A 20,997-nucleotide genomic window follows, 5' to 3' on the forward strand; every position below is an offset into this window, starting at 1 on the left:
CATTAGTGGAGAGCGCCTCATGGCCCGCGTGACGGTCGAAGATTGCGTAGACAAGGTTCCGAACCGGTTCGAACTGGTGATGCTCGCTGCCCACCGCGCGCGCGAAATTTCCGCCGGCGCGCCGATCACGATCGACCGCGACAACGACAAAAACCCGGTCGTAGCCCTGCGCGAGATTGCCGAAGAAACCCAGACCTCGGACGAACTGCGCGAGCGTCTGATAGAGGCCAACCAGACCCAGATCGAGGTCGACGAGCCTGAAGAGGATCAGATGGCGTTGCTGATGGGGGCCGAATCGGACAAGCCCGCAGATGACGACATGTCGGAAGAAAAACTCCTGCGCGCCCTGATGGAGGCTCAGGGCCAGGGGTAAGCCCTGAACACGAAGGTGCGGACCGGATGATTTCAGCTGAAGACCTGGTTGCGCTGGTCCGCAACTACAACCCCAAGACAAATGCCGATCGCATCATCCGGGCCTACGAGTTTGGCAAGAAGATGCACGAAGGCCAGTTCCGGCACTCGGGCGAGCCCTATTTCTCGCACCCAGTCGCGGTGGCGGCCATTCTGACCGAACAGCGTCTGGACGATGCGACCATCATCACGGCGCTGCTGCACGACACGATCGAGGACACCAAGGCGAGCTACTCCAAGATCGCCGAGTTGTTCGGTGACGAGGTGGCGATGCTGGTCGACGGTGTCACCAAGCTGACCAATCTCCAGCTTTCCAGCCGCGAAACCAAGCAGGCCGAGAATTTTCGCAAGCTGTTCATGGCCATGTCCAAGGACCTGCGGGTCATTCTGGTCAAGCTGGCCGACCGTCTGCACAATATGCGCACGATCAAGGCGATGCGCCCTGAAAAGCAGGTGCAGAAAGCGCGCGAGACGATGGACATCTTCGCGCCTCTGGCCGGCCGGATGGGCATGCAGTGGATGCGTGAAGAGCTTGAGGATCTGGCCTTCCGTGTCCTCAACCCCGAAGGTCGCCAGTCGATCATCCGTCGTTTCATCACGCTGCAGCGCGAAACCGGTGACGTGATCCACCGCATCACAGGGGACATGCGGCACGAGTTGGAGAAAGCGGGGATCGAGGCCGAGGTGTTCGGCCGCGCCAAGAAACCCTATTCGATCTGGCGCAAGATGCAGGAAAAGGATCAGGGCTTCTCGCGCCTGTCCGACATCTATGGCTTCCGCATCATCACGCAGACCGAGGAAGACTGCTATCGCGCGCTGGGCGCGATCCATCAACGCTGGCGCGCGGTGCCGGGGCGGTTCAAGGATTACATCAGTCAGCCCAAATCGAACGGCTATCGCTCGATCCACACGACCGTTTCCGGGCGTGACGGCAAGCGGGTCGAGGTGCAGATCCGAACCCGGCAGATGCACGATGTTGCCGAGTCCGGTGTGGCGGCGCATTGGTCCTACCGGGACGGGGTGCGGACCGAGAACCCCTTTGCGGTGGACCCTGCCAAGTGGATCGCGAGCCTGACCGAACAGTTCAACGCCGAGGAAGACCACGAGGATTTTCTCGAAGCGGTCAAGCTCGAGATGTATTCCGACCAGGTGTTCTGCTTCACGCCCAAGGGCGATGTGGTCAAGTTGCCGCGTGGGGCAACGCCGATCGATTTCGCCTATGCGATCCACACCCGCATCGGCCATGCCTGCGTGGGGGCCAAGGTCGACGGCATCCGGGTGCCGCTGTGGACCCGGCTCAAGAACGGCCAATCGGTCGACATCATCACCGCAGACGGCCAGACGCCGCAGGTGACATGGCTTGAGATTGCCGTGACCGGCAAGGCCCGCACCGCCATCCGCCGCGCCCTGCGCGAGGTCGACCGCGAAAGATTCATCAAGCTGGGCCGCGAATTGGTGCGCGCGGGGTTCGAGCACGTGGGCCGCAAGGCGACCGACAAGGCGCTGGAGACCGCTGCCAAGCAACTGCGGATCAAGGACAGCGACGAGTTGCTGGCCCGGGTCGGCAGTGCCGAACTGACAGCCCATGACGTGGTCGCCGTGGTCTATCCCGAGCTGACCAAGGATGAGGGCGAGGCGATCCCGCTGCGCCGCGCGGTGATTGGCCTGGAACCGGGCCAGAAATTCGAGCGTGCGCCCTGTTGTCAGCCGCTTCCGGGGGAAAGGATCGTGGGCATCACTTCGCGCGGGAAAGGTGTAGTGGTGCATGCCATCGACTGCGGTCGCCTGACCGAATTCGAAGACCAGCCGCAGCGCTGGGTTGATCTGCACTGGCATTCGGGTACGCACCCGGCGGCGTACGGCGCCACGCTGGATCTGACCATCGGCAACGATGCCGGGGTGCTGGGGCGTATTTGCACATTGATCGGCGAGAAAAAGGCCAATATCTCGAACTTGGAATTCGTGGACCGCAAACCGGATTTTTACCGCCTTTTACTCAGTGTCGAGGTGCGCGACCTGCAACAGCTGCATTCGCTGATGCTGATGCTCGAGGCCGAAAGCGATGTCGCGGCGGTCGAACGGTATCGAAACACGCGGGACGCTGCGGTCGCAGCAAGCTGAGAGGGGACACGCAGGAGTGGTATTCAAGCGCCGTGATCGCCGCTCTGCTCTTCAGGCCGCCTCGGAGTTCGTTTATCCGCGCGGCGGTTGGACCCGGGCCTTTCACTATGTCAAACACCGCGTCCGGCGTCTGCCCGATACGCCCGAGCGTATCGCGCGCGGCATTGGCGCCGGAGTGTTCGCCTCGTTCACGCCGTTCTACGGGTTGCATTTCGTGGTGGCTGCGGTGCTGGCCCGGCTGATCAACGGCAACATTCTGGCCGCGCTCAGCGGCACGTTTTTCGGCAATCCGCTGACCTATGTGCCGATCGGGGTGATCTGCCTGCAGACCGGGCATTTCCTGCTGGGCACAAAATATGATGAGGGCGACACCCAGGGGCTGATGCGCAAATTCGCCGATGCGCTTGGGGATCTGAAGAACAATTTCGTGGCTCTGTTCACCGACCGCGTCGCCGACTGGCATGGCTGGGCGCAGTTCTATGACGGCGTATTCTACCCTTACATGATCGGCGGTATCATCCCGGGTATCGTGGCCGGAGTGATCTGCGGCTATATCAGCCTGCCGTTGATCCGCACCTATCAACAGCGCCGCCGGGCCAAGATCAAAGCCAAGTTCGAGGAAATCAAACGCCGCGCCGAAGCAGCCCCTGCCGTTTCGCAAACAAACCCTCTAGGTTCGGCGCGGGCGACCAGAAAGGAATCGAAAGATGTCTGACACTCACCTGCGTCTGGGCGTGAACATCGACCACGTGGCCACCGTGCGCAACGCGCGCGGCGGGGCATATCCCGACCCGCTGCGCGCGGCCAAACTGGCCGAAGAGGCCGGTGCCGATGGCATCACCGCGCATCTGCGCGAAGACCGCCGCCACATTTCCGACGCCGACATCGAAGGCTTGATGCAGGTGCTGTCTGTGCCGCTGAACTTTGAAATGGCTGCCACCCCCGAGATGCAGGCGATTGCCCTGCGCCACAAGCCGCACGCGGTCTGCATCGTCCCCGAAAAGCGCGAGGAGCGCACCACAGAGGGCGGGTTGGAAGTCGCGCGCGAGGAAAATCGCCTTGCCCATTTCATCGCGCCACTGCGTGACGCGGGCTGCCGCGTATCGATCTTCATCGCCGCCGACCGCAAGCAGATCGAGGCCGCCCACCGCATCGGCGCGCAGGTGATCGAGCTGCACACTGGCGCCTATTGCGACGCCCATGCCGAAGGCCGGATGGATGACGCGCGACGAGAACTGGACGCGTTGCGTGAGATGTCCGCCTTTGCTCATGCGCTGGGGCTCGAAGTACACGCCGGCCACGGTCTGACCTATGACACGGTGCAGCCCGTGGCAGCCTTCCCCGAACTGCGCGAACTCAACATCGGCCATTTCCTGATCGGTGAGGCCATCTTCCGCGGTCTGGGTCCGGCCATCCATGAAATGCGCCGCCTGATGGACGAGGCGCGAGCGCCGTCGCATTCAGGAAAGGTCGACGCCTGACATGATCCTCGGCATCGGCACCGATCTGGCGAATATCGACCGTATCCAGGGCACGCTTGACCGGTTCGGCGACCGGTTCCGCAACCGTGTCTTCACCGAGACCGAGCAGCGCAAGGCCGAGCGGCGCGCCGACACCGCCGGCACCTATGCCAAGCGCTGGGCCGCGAAAGAGGCCTGCTCCAAGGCGCTGGGCACCGGCTTGCGCATGGGCATCGCCTGGAAGGACATGGCCGTGACCAACCTGCACACCGGGCAACCCGTGATGCACGTCACCGGCTGGGCGGCTGAGCGGCTGCGCGAGATGACGCCCGATGGGCACGAGGCCATCATCCACGTCACCCTGACTGATGACCACCCCTGGGCCCAGGCTTTCGTTGTGATCGAGGCCCGCCCCGTGGCCGATTCGGACGCGGCCTTGACTTGGCCTCGATCGCCCCGCATGTAGCCCCAACGACGCAAGGACTGGAGAGCAGTATGGCCGAGCAAGCCAAATCCGGAAACGCCATCTGGGAGACGATCAAGACCATCGTCTATGCCCTGCTGATCGCGGGCGTTTTCCGCACTCTGTTCTTTCAGCCTTTCTGGATTCCGTCGGGATCGATGAAACCCACGCTGCTGATCGGCGACTTCCTGTTCGTCAACAAGATGGCCTATGGCTACTCCTACGCCTCGTGCCCCAGCCTGATCATCCCCAGTGTCGGACTCAACATCGATGCCGAAGACATCTGCGGCTGGATGGGTGGAGACAACACCCGTCTGCTGGGCGGAGAGCCGGAACGCGGCGATGTGATCGTGTTCCGCCACCCGGTCACCGGCCGCGACTACATCAAACGGCTGATCGGCCTGCCGGGCGACCGCATCCAGGTGCGCGGTGGGGTGGTCTACATCAATGGGGTCGAGGTCAAGCAGACCCCCGACGGCACCTTCACCGAGATCGCCGAGCCGCAAGGCCCGCAGCGCCTGCGCCCGCGCTGCGAAAACGGCCCGGTCGGTGTCGGCGGCACCTGCGAGAAGTCACGCTTCATCGAAACCCTGCCCAACGGCGTTCAGCACGAAATCCTGAACATCGGCAACCAGGGATCGGACAACACCGGTATCTACCTCGTACCCGAGGGCCACTATTTCTTCATGGGTGACAACCGCGACAACTCGGCCGACTCGCGCCTGCCGCAATCGGCTGGCGGGGTCGGTTACGTGCCTTATGAAAACCTGATCGGTCGCGCCGATCGCATCATGTTCTCGTCTGCGGGCCGGTCGATGCTGTTCTTCTGGACCTGGCGGGGTGACAGGTTCTTCAAGGCAATCCATTGAAGCTGTCGGCTGACATGAAGGCGTTCCAGAAACGCCTCGGGCACCAGTTCGCCAATCCCGAACTGCTGGTGCAGGCGCTGACGCACGGGTCGGTCTCTTCGGCCACACGGCCTGACAACCAGCGGCTCGAATTCCTCGGTGACCGGGTGTTAGGCCTGGTGATGGCCAGCGCACTGCTCGAGGCCGACAAGACCGCCACCGAAGGCCAGTTGGCGCCGCGGTTCAACGCGCTTGTGCGCAAGGAGACCTGTGCCGAGGTCGCCCGTCAGATCGACCTGGGCGCAGTGCTGAAGCTGGGGCGGTCCGAGATGATGTCGGGCGGCCGCCGCAAACAGGCGTTGCTGGGCGACGCGATGGAGGCGGTGATTGCCGCCGTCTATCGCGATGCCGGGTTCGAGGCTGCACGTGACGTGATCCTCAAGCTCTGGGGAGATCGGATCCATACGGTTAAGGCTGATGCCCGCGACGCCAAGACCGCGCTTCAGGAATGGGCCCAGGCCCGCGGTCAGAAACCGCCCAGCTATGTCGAGCTGTCGCGCACAGGCCCTGATCACGCTCCGGTCTTCACCATCGCCGCCCGGCTGGAATCCGGCCCCGAGGCTCAGGCCACTGCGCCCTCCAAGCGTCAGGCCGAACAGGCCGCCGCACGTGCCTTGCTGGACAGTCTGCCCAAATAATCGGCCCGCCTTCATCTGGCTGAAAATATCCCGGTGGTCCGGGGGGCTGGCCCCCCGGCTCACGACGCAGTCTAGGGCTGGCCCCCGACGCCGTTCTGCGCTAGGGAAACAGACTTGCAACCAGGACCAACGACACCATGACGACACGCGCCGGATTCATCGCCCTGATCGGAGAGCCCAACGCAGGCAAATCCACCCTTCTGAACCGCATGGTCGGGGCCAAGGTCTCTATCGTGACGCACAAGGTGCAGACCACGCGCGCCCGTATCCGCGGCGTTGCGATGGAGGGTGATGCGCAACTGGTCTTCGTTGACACGCCGGGTCTGTTCAAACCCCGCCGCCGACTTGACCGCGCGATGGTCGCGGCGGCCTGGGGCGGGGCGGCCGATGCTGACATCATCGTTCTGATGGTCGAGGCGCATCGCGGTATCACCGAAGGCGTTGAGCGTATCCTGGATGGCCTGTCCGAGATCGCGCAAGACCGCAAGGTGGCGCTGGCGATCAACAAGATCGACCGGGTCGAGGCCCCCGCGCTGCTGTCACTGACCCGCGAACTGAATGACCGCTTCCCCTTTGCCGAAACCTTCATGATTTCGGCTGAAAAAGGCCACGGCGTCGATGACCTGCGCAAATGGCTGGCGCAGCAATTGCCCGAAGGCCCCTGGCTCTACCCTGAAGACCAGATCGCCGATCTGCCGCTGCGCATGATCGCGGCCGAAATTACGCGCGAGAAGCTGACCCTGCGCCTGCATCAGGAATTGCCCTATCAGCTGACTGTCGAGACCGAGAACTGGGAAGAACGCAAGGATGGTTCGGCCAGGATCGACCAGGTGATCTATGTTATGCGCGACGGCCACAAGGGCATCGTGCTGGGCAAGCGCGGCGAGACGATCAAAGCCATCAGCCAGGCCGCGCGGGCCGAGTTGGAGGATTTCCTTGATCGCAAAGTCCACCTGTTCCTGCAGGTGAAGGTCCGGCCCAACTGGCTGGAAGAGGCCGAGCGCTACTCGGAGATGGGGCTGGATTTCAAAGACGGCAACACATGACCCGCCTGACGGCCGAGTTCTGGGTCCACGCCTACCTGGCCCGGCTGCGCCTGCACGAGATCCCCGCCTTTGTCGTAGCCCATGGCGACGACACTGCCGGCGCGGTTCTGGTCAAGCTCAACACGCTCGACGGCAATGCCACCGCCTTTCAGCGCAGCTTCGACCTGCTCAGCGGCGCACGCAAATGGATCGAGCTGGCCAAAGGTCCCGAGGCTGAGGTGGACGAGGCGATCGCCCGCCAGCGCAGCTTTGACCCCGACCTCTGGGTAATCGAGGTCGAAGACCGGCAAAGCCGGCATCTTTTGAACGAGGAAGGGCTGGACTGAGACCTGGACCTTTCAGGTCAGCCGATACAGCGCGTTGCGCCCGAATTTACCGCGTAATTCATATCCGTTTTGCTCCAAAAGACCCGCAATATCGACCGACCAGAAGCGTTCGTGCTGGAGTTCGAAGAAGATCGATTTGGGTTTCTGGGTGGCCGAAGCTTCGGTGATCAGCGGGGCAAGCACCCGGTCTTCCTGGCCCTCGACATCCACCTTGACCAGGTCGATCGGCGTATCCGGGTCGGATGGCAGAAACTCGGTCAGCGTCCGCACCTGAACCGATATGCCGTTGGCGCCGCGCATCGGTTTGCCCAGTCTGGCCAGCCCCAGGTTTCCCTGCGCCGGCACAAACAGCTCCATCTCGCCGCTATTGTCCGAAATCGCGCAATCATGGACCCGGATACAGTCAAATGCGTTCAGGTGGATGTTTTCTTCCAGCCTTGCCCGCATGACAGGGTTGGGTTCGAATGCATGGATCACCGATCCGGGTGCCGCGACCGCTGCCAGGCGCAAGGTGTGAGCCCCGGCATTGGCGCCAACGTCATAGGCCACGATCGGGCGGTCTTTGGGCAGGTCTTTCAGAATATGCCGCAAAGCACGTTCTTCCTGGGTGCGCCCCATGCGCCAGATCTGAAATTCCGTGTTGTTGTCGGCGGGATGAATGCGCATCCGGCACCCGCGATAGTCGACCTCGGTGGGTTTCAATTCGCGGCGGATGCGTTTTCTGATCTTGTTGGGGGTGTCCGGGTCATTGAAGATGTCGCGTAGAAGGTCATTCGGCCAGTCCATGGCGGTAGATCCCGTTTTAGTTCCCCGTTCCGAGTGCTTTCTATCAGTGGGATCTGCGCTGAAAAACACTTATTCCTGATCGGGCCTTTCCGCGCCCGTCAGGATGCTCCGGGCACCCACAGGGGCGACAGTGCCAGCCAGACTCCCGCGAACATGGCGACCCCGCCCAGGTTCACCCAGACGTGCCAGATCGCATAGCGGTAGGGCAACGTCTTGCGGGCATAGAACGCGGTTCCGACTACATAGCAGCCCGACCCGGCCAGAATGCACCAAAGTGTCGCTACGGGTACGCTCCGCAGGTCGGGCAGGGCCAGCAGCCCCAGCGCTCCCAGTCCTAGGTAGGACGCGGTCGACCAGCGCGATTTCACGGTTTCATTGCTTGTCTTGTTCCAGACCGCCACCGCCGTCAGAGCCCAGCACACCACCAGCAGACCCATCGTCCAGGGCGTGCCAGCCAGAACGAAGAACGGCGTGAAGGTGCCGGCGATGCTGGGATAGATCGCCGCGTGGTCGATGCGCCGCAGCAGCGTCCGCCGCTCGTGCAGCGGCAGAAAGTGATAGGCCCAGGACGCCAGGTTCGACGCCAGCGCGCAAGCCACATAGACCAAGACCGCAGCCACCAGCGCACCTTGCAGATGGGCCATCGCTTTTGACAGCAGCGTGCCGCCCGCGCCCAAGATCAACGCCAGCCCCAGCGCATGCACCGCCATGTCCGCGCGGCGGAAGGCGGGGGAAATGCTGGGAAAGGTTGCGTCGGTCATGTCTGGCCTCGTGGCTGCCCGTTCCGGGTAATGCCGCTGCGAATTCAAGTCCACAATTCCGGCGCGTCAGTTGGAGTTCTTCGATTGAATTTGCTTCTTTTTGCGCCGCGCCGTACCGTCACGGTTCGACGCGACCTCAAGGCAAACCAAAGGCCCCGCATGGACTGGCGCGACCATGGCATTCTTCTGACCACCCGCCGCCACGGCGAAACTGCGGCCATCATCGAGGTGTTCACCGAAACCCATGGCCGCCATGCGGGCGTGGTGCGCGGGGGTGCCAGCCGCAAGATTGCGCCCATCCTGCAACCCGGCGCGCAGTTGGACGTGCTATGGCGGGCGCGATTGCAGGAACATATCGGCACCTTCCAGGTCGAGCCGCTGCGCTCGCGCGCGGCGGCGGCGTTTTCGGGGCGGTTGGCGTTGTCAGGGCTGAACGCGGTCGTGGCGCTGCTGTCTTTTTGTCTACCTGAACGAGAACCGCACCCGGGCCTCTTCCGGCAGACGGAACAGCTGATGGATCTGCTGGGCCAGGACGAGATCTGGCCGCTGGCCTATCTGCGCTGGGAACTGGCCTTGCTTGAAGAGTTGGGCTTTGGGCTGGACCTGACACGCTGCGCCGTGACCGGCACGACCGAGGGGCTGGCCTATGTCTCACCCAAGACAGGTCGGGCGGTCAGTGCCGAAGGCGCCGGGGATTGGGCCGACCGGCTGTTGCCTCTGCCGCCGGTGTTGCGCGGGCAGGGGGCCGCCCCGGATGACGAGGTCGCCGCCGGGCTGCGCACAACCGGCTATTTCCTGGCGCATCGCGTGGCGCCATCGCTGGGTCACACGCCGCTGCCCGAAGCCCGCGCCCGCTTTGTCGATCAGTTCACTCGGCGGCTTTGAACACCATCTCGTGCCCGTCCTCGTTGCGCAGGATCAGCACGTCGCCCGACACCTCGGACTGCGTCATCGCCAGCAGCGCGGCGAAATAGAACCCTTCGGCCTCAAGCCCGGCGCAAGCGGCGCGGGTGGCGGTCAGGTCGGCGATTTCGAACCACGGATAGGGCGCGCTCAATGTGCCCGAGTAGCTGTTGCAGGGCGCGTTGCCGGCAATCTTGCCTTCTTCGGGAAAGCGCAGCAAGGCGCGCGCGTCATAGGACTGGCCGTTCACCTCCTGCAGCACCCAGGTGCGGTCGGCCGCGCCATAGGCGGCGACGCTTTCGTCGCGATCACATTGCAACAGGGCAAGGGCGGGCAGGATCAGGCTCAGGCGCAGCATGAGGGCTTTCTATCCCGACTTGGCGTCATTGCGCCAGCAGTTCGGTGCGCACCTCCATCCGTGGACGCCAGTTGTAGCGCGTGTCCTCGCGCACCGGCGCCCAGAACAGGTCACCCCCGTTGCGCCAGCCGTCCAGCACGATCGCGTCATAGGGCCCGCCGCCCTTGGCGCTGATCGCGGCGGAGTGGTGGATGATGCGGAACGGGGTCGGTGGCGAGGTGATCCAGTGCAGGTCCAGCGTGCGGAAGTTCTCTTGCCGCAGCCGCTTCAGGATATCCTCGGCCCAGTCATTGCACAGCCCGCGTTCGCGAAAACCGTTGATGACCTTGGCGTTGTGAATGATCGCCGGATCGGTGACCCGATACTCGGCCCTCAGCTGCAGCGCATAGTCATGAGCGATTCGTGCCGCGCGGGCGGCTTCCTGCGGATCGACATCGGGGCCGAGGTTCTGAATGGCGCGGGTCAGACCGGCAACATCGCCCGAGGGTGTGCCGGACGGCGTGCTGCATCCCGCAAGCAGGAAGCCAAGAACAAGGATCAGAAGGCGCGCCATCGTCACTCCGCAAAGATCAGGTCGGCATCTGCGTAGCCGCGGCGCAGCATGATGCGGTTCGATAGCTACTTAGCTGAAACCTGTACCGGGGCCCAAGCGGGAATTTAGCGCGCCATCGTGTCTGGTGGGTCGAGTTGGGTGAATTGAATACGGCAGATCTGGTCATTCGGCACTACTGGATTGCCACAAAAGAAAAGACCCGGCACCGGGCCGGGTCAAGTTGGGGAAACCGCGACATACTGGCGCTCAGGCCAGCAGACGCCGCGCGATGACTTGCGCCTGGATCTCGGCGGCGCCTTCAAAGATGTTCAGAATGCGGGCGTCGCACAGAACGCGGCTGATCTTGTATTCCAGCGCGAAACCGTTGCCGCCGTGGATCTGCAACCCGTTGTCGGCCGCCGCCCAGGCAACACGCGCGCCCAGCAGCTTGGCCATCCCGGCCTCCAAGTCGCAGCGGTGGCCGTTGTCCTTCTCCCAGGCGCTGAAATAGGTCAGCTGACGGGCGATTATGATCTCGACCGCCATCATCGCCAGCTTGCCCGACACGCGCGGGAAGTTGATCAGGGCCTTGCCGAACTGCTTGCGCTCCTGCGCGTATTGCATGGCGATGTCCAGCGCGCTTTGGGCCACGCCGATGGCGCGGGCGGCGGTCTGGATGCGCGCGGACTCGAAGGTTTCCATGAGCTGCTTGAAGCCCTTGCCTTCCTCGCCGCCGAGCAGGTTCTCGCCCTTGACGTGGAAGCCGTCGAAGGCCAGCTCGTATTCCTTCATGCCGCGATAGCCCAGCACCTCGATCTCGCCGCCGGTCATACCGGGGGTCGGGAATGGGTTGTCGTCGGTGCCGGGCGTCTTTTCGGCCAGGAACATCGACAATCCGCGATGGTCGGTGGTTTCGGGATCGGTGCGTGCCAGCAGCGTCATCACATGGGTGCGCGCGGCATGGGTGATCCAGGTCTTGTTGCCGGTGATCTTGTAGTCGCCGTTCTCGTCCTTGACCGCGCGGGTGCGCAGGCTGCCGAGGTCCGAGCCGGTGTTCGGTTCGGTGAAGACGGCGGTGGGCAGGATCTCCGCGCTCGCGATCTTGGGCAGCCATTGGGCCTTTTGTGCATCGGTGCCGCCCGCCAGGATCAGTTCGGCCGCGATCTCGGACCGGGTGCCCAAGCTGCCGACGCCGATGTACCCGCGGGACAGTTCCTCGGAAACCACGCACATCGACGCTTTGGACAGGCCGAACCCGCCATATTCCTCGGGGATGGTCAGGCCAAAGACGCCCATCTCGGCCAGTTCCTCGATGATTTCCATCGGGATCAGTTCGTCCTTCAGGTGCCACTCGTGCGCGTTGGGCTCGACCCGATCCAGCGCATAGCGGCGGAACTGCTCGCGGATCATCTCAAGCTCTTCATCCAGGCCCGAGGCGCCGAACATCGTGGCCCCGGACTGGTCTTGCATCAGCTGAACCAGACGGCTGCGCGCGGCCTGGCTGTTGGCCTGTGCCATCAGCGTCTGCACCTCGGCGCATTGGAAGCCCGACAGCGCATCCCAGCCCAGCCCCAGATCCTGCAGGCGCACGACCTCGCCCTGGTTCATCGGGATGCCGCCGGCGACCTGGTGCAGGTATTCACCAAACGCGATTTGGTGCAGCAACTGCTCCATCTCGCCGAACTTGCCCTGGGCGTCCAGCGCCTCGGCCCATTTCTGCATCTGCTGCAGCGACTGGTTGTAGGTGGCCAGCCAGGCCAGCCCATGCGCGGCGGTCTGGTTCGCTTCGACCAAGGCGCCCGAGACGCGACCCTCGGCCGTGACCATCTCGCGCACTGCATCGCGCGCCCGGTCAAAGACGGACTGAACCGCCGGCAGCGCGGCCCCCGTCAGGGTCAGAAGATCGGGCAGAACCGGCTGAGAAGTCATGTTCGTCATATCTTGTCCGTCATGGGCCATGAATCACGTCCTTTGCTGGGTTGTCTGGTCATATCATGCTGCAAGTGCAGCGCAACAAAAATTCACAAAATGCGTCGAAAAGGTCCAAAAATTACGCAACGATTTTTGCGATGCAGAAGAAATGCAGGGTGTTATTTAAGGGCATGACACTGTTTTCGATGCTGAGTTGGCCCGAGCTCTGCCTTGCCTTCGCGGTGGCCTTTCTGGCCGGTGCGGTCAAAGGCATGGTCGGGTTTGCCATGCCGATGGTTCTTGTTTCGGGGCTGAGCATGATGCTGCCGCCGCAACTGGCCCTGGCCGGGCTCATCCTGCCCACGTTGGTCACGAACGGGTTTCAGGCCCTGCGCGAAGGGCGTGCGGCGGCGGTGTCGGCCATTCGGCAGTTCCGGGTGTTCCTGATGGTGGGGCTGGTGTTCCTGCTTGCCAGCGCGCAGTCGGTCAGCCTTGTGCCGGCGCGGGCGTTCTTGTTGCTGGTCGGTCTTCCCGTCACGTTTTTTGCCGCGATGCAGTTGCTGGGGTTCGGGCTGAGCCTGTCCCGGCCTTCGGCGCGGATCGAAGCTGCGATTGGCGCGATGGCCGGGTTCGTCGGGGGCATTTCCGGGGTTTGGGGGCCGCCAACCGTGGCTTATCTGACCGCGCTGAACACGCCCAAGTCCGAGCAGCTGCGGATACAGGGGGTGATTTACGGATTGGGTGCCGTGGCGCTGGCCGTGGCGCATGTGGGATCGGGGGTGCTGCGCGCCGATACGGTGCCGTTTTCCATGGCGCTGACAGTTCCCGCGGTGGCAGGCATGTGGTTGGGGCTGCGCTTGCACGACCGGATCGATCAGGCCACGTTTCGCAAGGCAACGCTGCTGGTGCTGATGGTCGCCGGTGCAAACCTGTTGCGGCGCGGTCTGGTCGGGTGATCGGTCAGGTCTGGCGGTCGACTACGCGAAAGGCGAAATACAAGCCGAACATCAAAAACAGCAGCCCTGACATGTCACCAATAAGAAACGCAACATATTCCGAGGTCGAACTGCCGAAGGCCAAGTTGGTCAAGATGGACACCAGAATCGATGTGATCACACCGACCCCCATGATGCAGGCCCAGCACGGGCTGCGGCCAGGGGCGGGAAACAGATCCCACCCCGCCCATTTCAGCAGGTAGAACACCGCCGGTGCCGTCGTGACCGCGATGGCAATCGCCAGCAGTCGGTTTGCCAGAAACACATCCGCGCCGCCCAGCAGTGCGAATACGATGAACACTCCGGGAAACAGCGCCGGAATGGCCCGCCATCCAAGCAGCCAGGCCGCCAGAACCCGCACGCCATGTGGCAGAAACAGCAGGCTGGCGCGGCTTGGGTATTCCGGAAAGAAAACGTTCTGCAGAGGCATCAGAACCGAAAACGTCAGAAATGACGCTCCGACATATGCCAGCGAGGCGAAAAACGTGTCAGTGATCCACGATCGCATGAGGTTCAGCTGAACGAGCGCAGCAGCAGGTCAACGCGGCGCATTGACGATATAGCGGCCCCTGTTTGCGTTTCCGCTGTGCGCCAGATAGCCTTTCTGCACCAGCGATTTCAGCGCGCGGAAAAAAGTCGGTCTGGATATGCTTTGCACCAGGGTGTGTTCGATCAATCCATAGGTGCGGATCTCGGAACCGTTCTTGGACAATTCTTCGGCCGCATAATAAATGTCACGTTCAACCGGAGATAGTTCCTCGAGACCCAGTGTACGCTCCATGCTGTGTACCAGTTTGCGCAATTCGGCCAGTTTCGAGATTTCGGTCATGTTCATTCCTGATATTCTTGCTGCCAACATAACGCCCCGTTTTGGTGGAACAGTTTCGGTGGAACACTTGGCACGCCCCGAAGCGGCATTCCGCTGTCACGTTGACACTAGCCCCCTACTAGTCCACCATACTCTTGATTAGACGGCCTGTTCTTGTGGTGAGTGAACAGATGCAGGTCGCCCTCAAGGTATTTTCAGTGTGTCTTCAGTCCCGGCCCGGTGCGCAAGCGCCGGGCTATTTGCGAGTTGAGAAGTTTCTCTATCGCAAGTTCGCATGCCAAGCAACGCATTTGTATGCGCAACATCGGAACTGCAACCATAGGGATAGTGAGGTTCCGTTGAGTTCCGCCACACGAAGAACGGGGGCCGCGTGGCCCCCGTCTGCTGAAGTGGTCTGCGCGGTATCAGCCGATCGCCACGGCCCGGATATCTTCGTCGATGAAAGGCAGGTACTGCTCGAAATTCTCAGCGAACATCTGCACCAGCTTTTCGGCCTGTTTGTCGAAGGCGGCCTGATCATCCCATGTCCGGCGCGGATCCAGCAGCACTTCGGGGACGCCCGGTACCGCCACCGGTACATCAAAACCGAAATTGGCATCCTTGCGGTATTCCGCGTCGGCCAGCGAGCCGTCCAGAGCGGCGGTCAGCAGGGCGCGGGTAGCCTTGATCGGCATCCGGCTGCCCACACCGTAGGCGCCGCCGGTCCAGCCGGTGTTCACCAGCCAGCAGGTGGCGCCGTGCTGGGCGATCTTGTCGCGAAGCAGCTTACCGTATTCCTCGGGGCGGCGCGGCATGAACGGGGCGCCGAAGCAGGTCGAGAAGGTGGGTTGCGGCTCGGTCACGCCGCGCTCGGTTCCGGCGACCTTCGAGGTGAAGCCCGACAGGAAGTGGTACATTGCCTGCGCCGGGGTCAGCCGCGCGATGGGAGGCAGCACGCCGAAGGCATCGCAGGTCAGCATGATAATGTTCTTCGGATGGCCGCCCAAAGCGGTTTTCGACGCGTTCGAGATGTATTCCAGCGGATAGGCGCAGCGCATGTTCGCGGTCAGGCTGTCATCGTCGAAATCAAGTTCCCGGGTCTCGGGGTCAAAAACCATGTTCTCGACCACGGTGCCGAATTTCGAGGTGGTCGCGTAGATCTCGGGTTCGGCCTCGGGGTTTAGGTTGATGGTCTTGGCATAGCAGCCGCCTTCGAAGTTGAAGGTGCCGCGGTCGGACCAGCCGTGTTCGTCATCACCTATCAGAACGCGCGCCGGGTCCGCCGACAAAGTGGTCTTTCCGGTGCCCGACAAGCCAAAGAACACGGCTGTGTCGACCGGGTTGCCGACGGCGTGGTTGGCCGAGCAGTGCATCGGCATCACACCTTTTTCCGGCAGCAGGTAGTTGAGCAGCGTGAACACGGATTTCTTGTTCTCGCCGGCGTATTCGGTGCCGCCGATCAGAATCAGTTTGCGGTCGAAGTTCAACGCGATCACGGTGTCGCTGCGGCAGTCGTGCCGGGCCGGATCCGCCTTGAAGCTGGGGCAATTGATGACGGTGAAATCGGCGACGAACTCGTCCAGGTCCTCGCGGTCGGGGCGGCGCAGCATGTGGCGGATGAACAGGCTGTGCCAAGCCAGCTCGGTGACCATGCGCACGTTGATCGCATAGGTGGGATCGGCCCCACCGACCAGATCCTGCACGAAGTAATCCTTGCCCCGCATGTGCGCCAGCATGTCGTCGTAAAGGGCGTCAAAGCCCTCGGAGCTCATGGCGGCGTTGTTTTCCCACCAGATGCTGTCGGCCACGCTTTCGGTCTTGACCACATGCTTGTCCTTGGGTGAGCGGCCGGTGAACTTGCCGGTCGAGACCAGGAAGGCCCCGCCGTTGCCCAGCGTGCCTTCGCCCCGTTTGAGGGCCTCTTCGATCAGCGCCGGTTCGATGAAGTTGTAATAGACATTGCCCAGACCCCCGATGCCCTGATCTTCGAGGCGAAATTGCGGGTTAACCCGTCCAGATGTCATGCGTGTCTTCTCCTGTGGCGGCGCCGGAAAAAATCCTTCAGCGCACTTTGGGCATTTTTGCCGGGAAACCGGCGGATGCTCGTGTCTTAACATGGGCGCCAAAGGCATGAACAGGACGGTTTGGCACAGTTAGCGCCATCACATCCAAGTTTAGCGCAACCACGAATTTCCTGTCGGAAAGCGCGACCACTTTCGGCCATCCGTTACGACCTTTTTGTCTCAGCTTCGTGAACAATGTGGCGCGATTCGTACATCCGGATTGATTCGCGGCCTTAAAAAAGCCAAGAATGCCCTACAAAAGCACAAGATAACTTCAGTGAGCAGGTAGAGGGCAGCCCTATGTCTAAGATTGCACTGGTGGACGACGATCGGAATATCCTTACGTCCGTGTCCATGACGCTCGAGGCCGAGGGATTCGAGGTCGAAACCTACAATGACGGGCAGGCCGCACTGGATGCCTTCAACAAGAAACTGCCCGACATGGCGGTTCTGGACATCAAGATGCCCCGGATGGACGGCATGGACCTGTTACAGCGTCTGCGTCAGAAAACCCAGATGCCGGTCATCTTCCTGACCTCGAAGGACGACGAGATCGACGAGGTTCTGGGCCTGCGCATGGGGGCGGATGACTATGTGAAAAAGCCGTTCTCGCAACGTCTTCTAGTCGAACGGATCCGCGCCTTGCTGCGCCGGCAGGAAGCGATCTCGGGCGATGCGTCGGCGTCGGCGCCCGGCGAGACCAAGGTCATGGAACGAGGCCACCTGCGGATGGACCCGTTGCGCCACGCGGTCAGCTGGAAAGGCACGGACGTGTCCCTGACGGTGACCGAGTTCCTGTTGCTGCAAGCCTTGGCCCAGCGGCCGGGTTTCGTCAAAAGCCGCGATCAGCTAATGGATGTGGCCTATGACGATCAGGTCTATGTGGACGACCGCACGATCGACAGCCATATCAAACGTCTGCGCAAGAAAATGCGCGCGGCCGATCCAGAATTTTCGGCCATCGAGACGCTTTATGGCATAGGATACCGGTACAACGAAGAATAAGCCGGACTGGCTTTAGCAAAGGTGATTGGGTTTCGTGAGGGACACCCAGCAGGGCAGCGAAATGCGCGACGGTGGCGTCGTATTGGGGGATGACTGGGTCATCCCACAGGACCCCGAATCGGCCGAATTGCGCGCGCGTCGCTCGCGCCGGACGCTGTTCACGTTGCGCAACTCGCCGCTGGCCCGCAAGATCATCACGTTCAACCTGATCGCCTTGGTGACCCTCGTCGCCGGTCTTTTGTATCTGGATGACTCCCGGGCCGAGCGGGTCCAGCAGACGGCACGCGACCTGATCGGCGATGCTAAGTTGGTGTCGAATGTCTTTGAAGCCCAACTGCGGCGGACCGAGGGCGCTCGGGCGACGGCGGATTTGAACATCAAGGACACGCTGTCGTTGCTCAGCATACCCGAAGGCGGCGAGGTATTCGTCTATGATGACACAGGTACGCTGATCGGATGGACGCGGGGCGAATCATCCGTGGCCAGGGTGCCGGGGCTGATCCCGACCGAGGCCGATGCGCCCACGGGCAGCACTCTGATCAGTGACGCCCTGAACGCGGTTTGGAACGGGTTGTACAAGGTCTTCACCGGTGCGGCGCAGGATCAGGCCCCGACGCTGGCCCAGCGCGTTCAGGAAATCGTGCCTGGCGCACTGAACGGCCAGTTGCAGGTGCAGGCGGTTAGCGACGTCATGGGCGACACGGTGATCGTCGCGGCTTCGCCGATCCTGCAGGCCGGGGATCCGATCGGTGCCGTTGCCATCACCGGTCCGCCCGGCGAGATCGACGCGCTGGCCCGCAAGGAGCAGGAGCGCATCCTCCAGATGTTCGTCGTCGCATTGCTGGTTTCGATCGGCCTCAGTCTTGTTCTGGCTTCGACCATCGCCAACCCGCTGGCCGATCTGGCTGCGGCGGCCGAGATGGGCAAGGATCGGGGCACGGGTGTCAATCCGGGGCGCATCCGCATGCCCGACCTCAGCGCCCGCCCGGACGAGATCGGACGCCTGAGCCGGGCTCTGCGTGGCATGGTGACGGCGCTGTACAATCGCATCGACGCCAACGAGCAGTTCGCGGCCGACGTCGCCCACGAGATCAAGAACCCGCTGGCCAGCCTGCAATCGGCCGTCGGCACCCTGCGGATGGTCAAGCGCGACGACCAGCGCGAGAAACTGCTGAGCGTGATCGAACATGACGTGCGGCGGCTGGACCGGCTGGTCAGCGACATTTCGAACGCTTCGCGTCTGGATGCCGAACTGGTCAAGGAAGAGGAGCAGCCCTTCGATCTGCTCAAGCTGCTGGGCAACATCGGACAATATCTTGGTGAGGACGCCCGGTCGAAGGGGATCGACTACATCACCGATTTGCCGGCGAAGCCGATCATCGTCAACGGGCTCGAGGCGCGTCTGGCCCAGGTGTTCGTCAACCTGATCACCAACGCCATTTCGTTCTGCGAAAAAGGGGACGCGATCCGTGTCTGGGTGCGGCAGCGCGAAAACCGGGTGTTGGTCGTGGTCGAGGATACCGGGCCAGGCATTCCCGATCAGGCGCTGACAAAGGTGTTCAAGCGTTTCTATTCGCAACGCCCGCCCGAGCATTTCGGCAACAACTCGGGGCTGGGACTGGCGATTTCCAAGCAGATCGTCGAAGCCCATGGCGGCGTAATCTGGGCCGAGAACATCCGGCCGACCGACGCCGACCCGACATCGGATCCGTTGGGCGCGCGCTTTGTCGTGGGCCTGCCCGTCTGACCCATGGGCGTCGGAGATCTTCCGCAGGACCCGGTCGCAGGCAGGGTGGTCGTGCATGGCTCGTGCGTCGCGGTCGGCGGGCACGGGGCTTTGATCCTAGGGCGTTCGGGCGCAGGGAAATCCGCGCTGGCTTTGCAGATGATGGCCCATGGCGCCTGGCTGGTCGGCGATGACCGGATCGCCCTGTGGCTGCACGGGCACCACGTGATGGCCGATGGGGTTGACCCGGTACGCGGCCTGATCGAGGCGCGCGGCATCGGGCTGCTGCGCGCCGAGGTAGCCAAGGCCACGCCCGTGCGCTGGTTGGTCGATCTGGACCGTCCCGAACCCAAGCGCCTGCCCGAACCGATGCGGTTTCCTCTGTTGGGGCAGTCCTTGCCCTTGCTTCGGGCCGCCGACACGCCCAATCTGGCGGCAGCCTTGATGCAACTGATGAAGATGGGACGAGTCGACCCGCAATGGCCCAGCAAATGAACACGCAGCGCCGCGTTGTCCTGGTGACCGGCCCCTCCGGAGCCGGGCGTTCGACCGCCATCCACGTGCTTGAGGACCTGGGCTATGAGGCCATCGACAACCTGCCCATGGGTCTGCTCATGCGGTTGATGGAGGGGCCCGGCCCCACCCGCCCCCTTGCGTTGGGCATCGATGCGCGCAACCGTGATTTCTCGACCATCGGCTTCATCGAACTGGTCGCCAAGCTGGGTCGTATGGCGCAGGTGGATCTGACCACGCTGTACTTGGATTGCAGCGACGAGGTGCTGCTGCGGCGGTTTTCGGAAACCCGGCGACGCCATCCGGTCGCGGCGGATGCCAGCCCCGAAACCGGCATCCACCAGGAAAAAGAGCTGTTGGCCCCCATCCGAGAGGTCGCGGATACTCTGATCGATACCAGCACGCTGAACATCCATCAGCTGCGCGAAGAGGTCGAACGCTGGTTCGCCCCGGAAGGGGGGCGACACCTTGCGGTTTCGATCGAGTCGTTCTCATACAAGCGGGGGCTGCCCCGGGGGCTCGATATGGTGTTCGACTGCCGGTTTCTGGCCAACCCCTATTGGCGCCCCGAACTTCGCTCGGCCGATGGTCGAAATCCGGACGTGGCAGCCTATGTACAGTCTGACATGAACTATGCTCCGTTTTTCGAGCGGGTCGTCGACCTGCTGCAGGTTCTGCTGCCGGCCTTTCGGGCCGAAGGAAAGGCGCATCTGTCGGTCGCCTTCGGATGCACCGGAGGGCAGCATCGGTCGGTCGCGGTGGCCGAGGCCGTTGCAAAGGCCCTTGCGGACAGGGGCCAGCCGGTGGCAACTAGGCACCGGGAAATGGAACGTCGATCGTTGAATGTGAGGCCGGATTGATCGGAATTGTAATCGTGGCGCATGGGGGATTGGCACAGGAATACCTGGCGGCCATGCAGCATGTTGTAGGCCGGCAACCCGGGCTGGTGGCGATCGCGATCGAGCCGGATCATGACCGCGAGGAAAAACAGGCCGAGATCTGCCGCGCTGCCGATGCGGTGGATGTCGGCGATGGCGTGGTCGTCGTGACCGATCTGTTCGGGGGCAGTCCATCGAATCTCAGCCTGCGGGCCTGTGCGCCGCAGGACCGGCGAATCCTCTACGGAGCCAACCTCCCGATGCTGATCAAGCTGGCCAAAAGCCGCCACCTGCCCGTAGGCGATGCCGTTCGCCAGGCGATGGAGGCTGGACGAAAGTACATCAATACGCAAAATGTGACGCTGGACTGAGACCGGATCGAATG

The 20,997-nt window shown here is 62.7% G+C and carries 24 protein-coding genes; 16 read left to right on the top strand and 8 right to left on the bottom strand.

The genetic code is table 11. From position 1 onward, the window contains the following. Positions 1-19: 19 nt before the first annotated feature. From rpoZ to AC2FNS_RS11160, 9 genes are all read left to right on the top strand, one after another. Entirely contained in the window at positions 20-373 is a 354-nt protein-coding gene (gene rpoZ, locus AC2FNS_RS11120; RefSeq protein ID WP_496679290.1) for a DNA-directed RNA polymerase subunit omega, read from the top strand. Positions 374-399: 26 nt separating this feature from the next. Continuing rightward, positions 400-2,532 carry a RelA/SpoT family protein gene (locus AC2FNS_RS11125; RefSeq protein ID WP_496688800.1) on the top strand — a complete coding sequence of 711 codons (2,133 nt, stop codon included), beginning with the start codon at positions 400-402 and terminating at the stop codon, positions 2,530-2,532. Between the two features lie 16 nt (positions 2,533-2,548). Next, entirely contained in the window at positions 2,549-3,247 is a 699-nt protein-coding gene (locus tag AC2FNS_RS11130) for a DUF2062 domain-containing protein (RefSeq protein WP_496688802.1), read from the top strand. Then, entirely contained in the window at positions 3,240-4,013 is a 774-nt protein-coding gene (locus AC2FNS_RS11135; protein ID WP_496679286.1) for a pyridoxine 5'-phosphate synthase, read from the top strand. Before AC2FNS_RS11130 ends, AC2FNS_RS11135 begins: the two co-directional genes overlap by 8 nt. Before the next feature lies 1 nt (position 4,014). Continuing rightward, entirely contained in the window at positions 4,015-4,458 is a 444-nt protein-coding gene (gene acpS / locus AC2FNS_RS11140; protein ID WP_496679283.1) for a holo-ACP synthase, read from the top strand. 29 nt (positions 4,459-4,487) lie between these two features. Then, a complete protein-coding gene (lepB, locus tag AC2FNS_RS11145) occupies positions 4,488-5,324 on the top strand; it encodes a signal peptidase I (protein ID WP_496679280.1) in 837 nt (278 codons plus the stop codon). Further along, positions 5,321-6,001: a ribonuclease III gene (gene rnc, locus AC2FNS_RS11150; protein ID WP_496711222.1), complete on the top strand. Its 681-nt coding sequence runs from the start codon at positions 5,321-5,323 to the stop codon at positions 5,999-6,001. The genes lepB and rnc overlap by 4 nt, the downstream gene beginning before the upstream one ends. A 137-nt stretch (positions 6,002-6,138) precedes the next feature. Beyond that, complete coding sequence (gene era, locus AC2FNS_RS11155) at positions 6,139-7,047, top strand: GTPase Era (RefSeq protein WP_496803847.1); 909 nt, start codon at positions 6,139-6,141, stop codon at positions 7,045-7,047. After that, positions 7,044-7,373 (top strand): DUF1491 family protein, encoded by a 330-nt coding sequence (locus AC2FNS_RS11160; protein ID WP_496711224.1) that lies wholly within the window; start codon positions 7,044-7,046, stop codon positions 7,371-7,373. Before era ends, AC2FNS_RS11160 begins: the two co-directional genes overlap by 4 nt. A gap of 12 nt (positions 7,374-7,385) precedes the next feature. Here AC2FNS_RS11160 and AC2FNS_RS11165 read toward each other — a convergent pair whose 3' ends face one another. Next, on the bottom strand, positions 7,386-8,159 hold the full coding sequence (locus AC2FNS_RS11165) for an FkbM family methyltransferase (RefSeq protein ID WP_496711225.1): 774 nt from the start codon (positions 8,157-8,159) through the stop codon (positions 7,386-7,388). A 98-nt stretch (positions 8,160-8,257) separates the two neighbouring features. Continuing rightward, positions 8,258-8,920, bottom strand: coding sequence for a PAQR family membrane homeostasis protein TrhA (trhA, locus tag AC2FNS_RS11170; protein ID WP_496711226.1), 663 nt, complete (start codon positions 8,918-8,920; stop codon positions 8,258-8,260). Between the two features lie 159 nt (positions 8,921-9,079). Here trhA and recO point away from each other — a divergent pair, with 159 nt between their 5' ends. Beyond that, positions 9,080-9,805 (top strand): DNA repair protein RecO, encoded by a 726-nt coding sequence (gene recO / locus AC2FNS_RS11175; protein WP_496711227.1) that lies wholly within the window; start codon positions 9,080-9,082, stop codon positions 9,803-9,805. On the opposite strand, the gene AC2FNS_RS11180 is transcribed toward recO, so the two are convergent. From AC2FNS_RS11180 to AC2FNS_RS11190, 3 genes are all read right to left on the bottom strand, one after another. Then, entirely contained in the window at positions 9,789-10,181 is a 393-nt protein-coding gene (locus AC2FNS_RS11180; protein WP_496711228.1) for an META domain-containing protein, read from the bottom strand. The two genes, recO and AC2FNS_RS11180, sit on opposite strands and share 17 nt — an antisense overlap. 25 nt (positions 10,182-10,206) lie before the next feature. Further along, positions 10,207-10,734: a hypothetical protein gene (locus AC2FNS_RS11185; RefSeq protein ID WP_496679268.1), complete on the bottom strand. Its 528-nt coding sequence runs from the start codon at positions 10,732-10,734 to the stop codon at positions 10,207-10,209. A 246-nt stretch (positions 10,735-10,980) separates the two neighbouring features. Further along, on the bottom strand, positions 10,981-12,672 hold the full coding sequence (locus tag AC2FNS_RS11190) for an acyl-CoA dehydrogenase family protein (RefSeq protein WP_496711229.1): 1,692 nt from the start codon (positions 12,670-12,672) through the stop codon (positions 10,981-10,983). Positions 12,673-12,815: 143 nt separating this feature from the next. Here AC2FNS_RS11190 and AC2FNS_RS11195 point away from each other — a divergent pair, with 143 nt between their 5' ends. Beyond that, positions 12,816-13,580 carry a sulfite exporter TauE/SafE family protein gene (locus AC2FNS_RS11195; RefSeq protein ID WP_496803848.1) on the top strand — a complete coding sequence of 255 codons (765 nt, stop codon included), beginning with the start codon at positions 12,816-12,818 and terminating at the stop codon, positions 13,578-13,580. Positions 13,581-13,584: 4 nt separating this feature from the next. Here AC2FNS_RS11195 and AC2FNS_RS11200 read toward each other — a convergent pair whose 3' ends face one another. The 3 genes from AC2FNS_RS11200 to AC2FNS_RS11210 all read right to left on the bottom strand — a co-directional run bounded on the left by AC2FNS_RS11200 (position 13,585) and on the right by AC2FNS_RS11210 (position 16,451). Continuing rightward, entirely contained in the window at positions 13,585-14,127 is a 543-nt protein-coding gene (locus AC2FNS_RS11200) for a hypothetical protein (protein ID WP_496679263.1), read from the bottom strand. A 30-nt stretch (positions 14,128-14,157) separates the two neighbouring features. Then, positions 14,158-14,448 (bottom strand): hypothetical protein, encoded by a 291-nt coding sequence (locus tag AC2FNS_RS11205; protein WP_496679261.1) that lies wholly within the window; start codon positions 14,446-14,448, stop codon positions 14,158-14,160. 404 nt (positions 14,449-14,852) lie between these two features. Then, complete coding sequence (locus AC2FNS_RS11210; RefSeq protein WP_496711230.1) at positions 14,853-16,451, bottom strand: phosphoenolpyruvate carboxykinase; 1,599 nt, start codon at positions 16,449-16,451, stop codon at positions 14,853-14,855. Between the two features lie 339 nt (positions 16,452-16,790). Here AC2FNS_RS11210 and AC2FNS_RS11215 point away from each other — a divergent pair, with 339 nt between their 5' ends. The 5 genes from AC2FNS_RS11215 (at position 16,791) to AC2FNS_RS11235 (ending at position 20,983) form a co-directional block, all read left to right on the top strand. Further along, on the top strand, positions 16,791-17,495 hold the full coding sequence (locus AC2FNS_RS11215) for a response regulator (protein WP_496679258.1): 705 nt from the start codon (positions 16,791-16,793) through the stop codon (positions 17,493-17,495). 61 nt (positions 17,496-17,556) lie between these two features. Further along, a complete protein-coding gene (locus tag AC2FNS_RS11220) occupies positions 17,557-19,242 on the top strand; it encodes an ATP-binding protein (RefSeq protein ID WP_496711238.1) in 1,686 nt (561 codons plus the stop codon). Between the two features lie 3 nt (positions 19,243-19,245). After that, positions 19,246-19,716: an HPr kinase/phosphorylase gene (locus AC2FNS_RS11225; RefSeq protein WP_496711231.1), complete on the top strand. Its 471-nt coding sequence runs from the start codon at positions 19,246-19,248 to the stop codon at positions 19,714-19,716. After that, positions 19,713-20,594, top strand: a complete 882-nt coding sequence (gene rapZ, locus AC2FNS_RS11230) for an RNase adapter RapZ (protein WP_496711232.1) — start codon at positions 19,713-19,715, stop codon at positions 20,592-20,594. The genes AC2FNS_RS11225 and rapZ overlap by 4 nt, the downstream gene beginning before the upstream one ends. Next, positions 20,591-20,983: a PTS sugar transporter subunit IIA gene (locus tag AC2FNS_RS11235; protein WP_496679251.1), complete on the top strand. Its 393-nt coding sequence runs from the start codon at positions 20,591-20,593 to the stop codon at positions 20,981-20,983. Before rapZ ends, AC2FNS_RS11235 begins: the two co-directional genes overlap by 4 nt. The last annotated feature ends 14 nt before the right edge of the window (positions 20,984-20,997 follow it).

This window comes from Ruegeria sp. BHSA191 (assembly GCF_059613325.1).

What these genes read in the sequence shown, in the direction of transcription:
- rpoZ (WP_496679290.1), top strand. Translation starts at nt 20, where the DNA reads ATGGCCCGCGTGACGGTCGAAGATTGCGTAGACAAGGTTCCGAACCGG.
- AC2FNS_RS11125 (WP_496688800.1), top strand. Translation starts at nt 400, where the DNA reads ATGATTTCAGCTGAAGACCTGGTTGCGCTGGTCCGCAACTACAACCCC.
- AC2FNS_RS11135 (WP_496679286.1), top strand. Translation starts at nt 3,240, where the DNA reads ATGTCTGACACTCACCTGCGTCTGGGCGTGAACATCGACCACGTGGCC.
- acpS (WP_496679283.1), top strand. Translation starts at nt 4,015, where the DNA reads ATGATCCTCGGCATCGGCACCGATCTGGCGAATATCGACCGTATCCAG.
- lepB (WP_496679280.1), top strand. Translation starts at nt 4,488, where the DNA reads ATGGCCGAGCAAGCCAAATCCGGAAACGCCATCTGGGAGACGATCAAG.
- era (WP_496803847.1), top strand. Translation starts at nt 6,139, where the DNA reads ATGACGACACGCGCCGGATTCATCGCCCTGATCGGAGAGCCCAACGCA.
- AC2FNS_RS11160 (WP_496711224.1), top strand. Translation starts at nt 7,044, where the DNA reads ATGACCCGCCTGACGGCCGAGTTCTGGGTCCACGCCTACCTGGCCCGG.
- AC2FNS_RS11165 (WP_496711225.1), bottom strand. Translation starts at nt 8,159, where the DNA reads ATGGACTGGCCGAATGACCTTCTACGCGACATCTTCAATGACCCGGAC.
- trhA (WP_496711226.1), bottom strand. Translation starts at nt 8,920, where the DNA reads ATGACCGACGCAACCTTTCCCAGCATTTCCCCCGCCTTCCGCCGCGCG.
- recO (WP_496711227.1), top strand. Translation starts at nt 9,080, where the DNA reads ATGGACTGGCGCGACCATGGCATTCTTCTGACCACCCGCCGCCACGGC.
- AC2FNS_RS11180 (WP_496711228.1), bottom strand. Translation starts at nt 10,181, where the DNA reads ATGCTGCGCCTGAGCCTGATCCTGCCCGCCCTTGCCCTGTTGCAATGT.
- AC2FNS_RS11185 (WP_496679268.1), bottom strand. Translation starts at nt 10,734, where the DNA reads ATGGCGCGCCTTCTGATCCTTGTTCTTGGCTTCCTGCTTGCGGGATGC.
- AC2FNS_RS11190 (WP_496711229.1), bottom strand. Translation starts at nt 12,672, where the DNA reads ATGGCCCATGACGGACAAGATATGACGAACATGACTTCTCAGCCGGTT.
- AC2FNS_RS11195 (WP_496803848.1), top strand. Translation starts at nt 12,816, where the DNA reads ATGACACTGTTTTCGATGCTGAGTTGGCCCGAGCTCTGCCTTGCCTTC.
- AC2FNS_RS11200 (WP_496679263.1), bottom strand. Translation starts at nt 14,127, where the DNA reads ATGCGATCGTGGATCACTGACACGTTTTTCGCCTCGCTGGCATATGTC.
- AC2FNS_RS11205 (WP_496679261.1), bottom strand. Translation starts at nt 14,448, where the DNA reads ATGACCGAAATCTCGAAACTGGCCGAATTGCGCAAACTGGTACACAGC.
- AC2FNS_RS11210 (WP_496711230.1), bottom strand. Translation starts at nt 16,451, where the DNA reads ATGACATCTGGACGGGTTAACCCGCAATTTCGCCTCGAAGATCAGGGC.
- AC2FNS_RS11215 (WP_496679258.1), top strand. Translation starts at nt 16,791, where the DNA reads ATGTCTAAGATTGCACTGGTGGACGACGATCGGAATATCCTTACGTCC.
- AC2FNS_RS11220 (WP_496711238.1), top strand. Translation starts at nt 17,557, where the DNA reads ATGCGCGACGGTGGCGTCGTATTGGGGGATGACTGGGTCATCCCACAG.
- AC2FNS_RS11225 (WP_496711231.1), top strand. Translation starts at nt 19,246, where the DNA reads ATGGGCGTCGGAGATCTTCCGCAGGACCCGGTCGCAGGCAGGGTGGTC.
- rapZ (WP_496711232.1), top strand. Translation starts at nt 19,713, where the DNA reads ATGAACACGCAGCGCCGCGTTGTCCTGGTGACCGGCCCCTCCGGAGCC.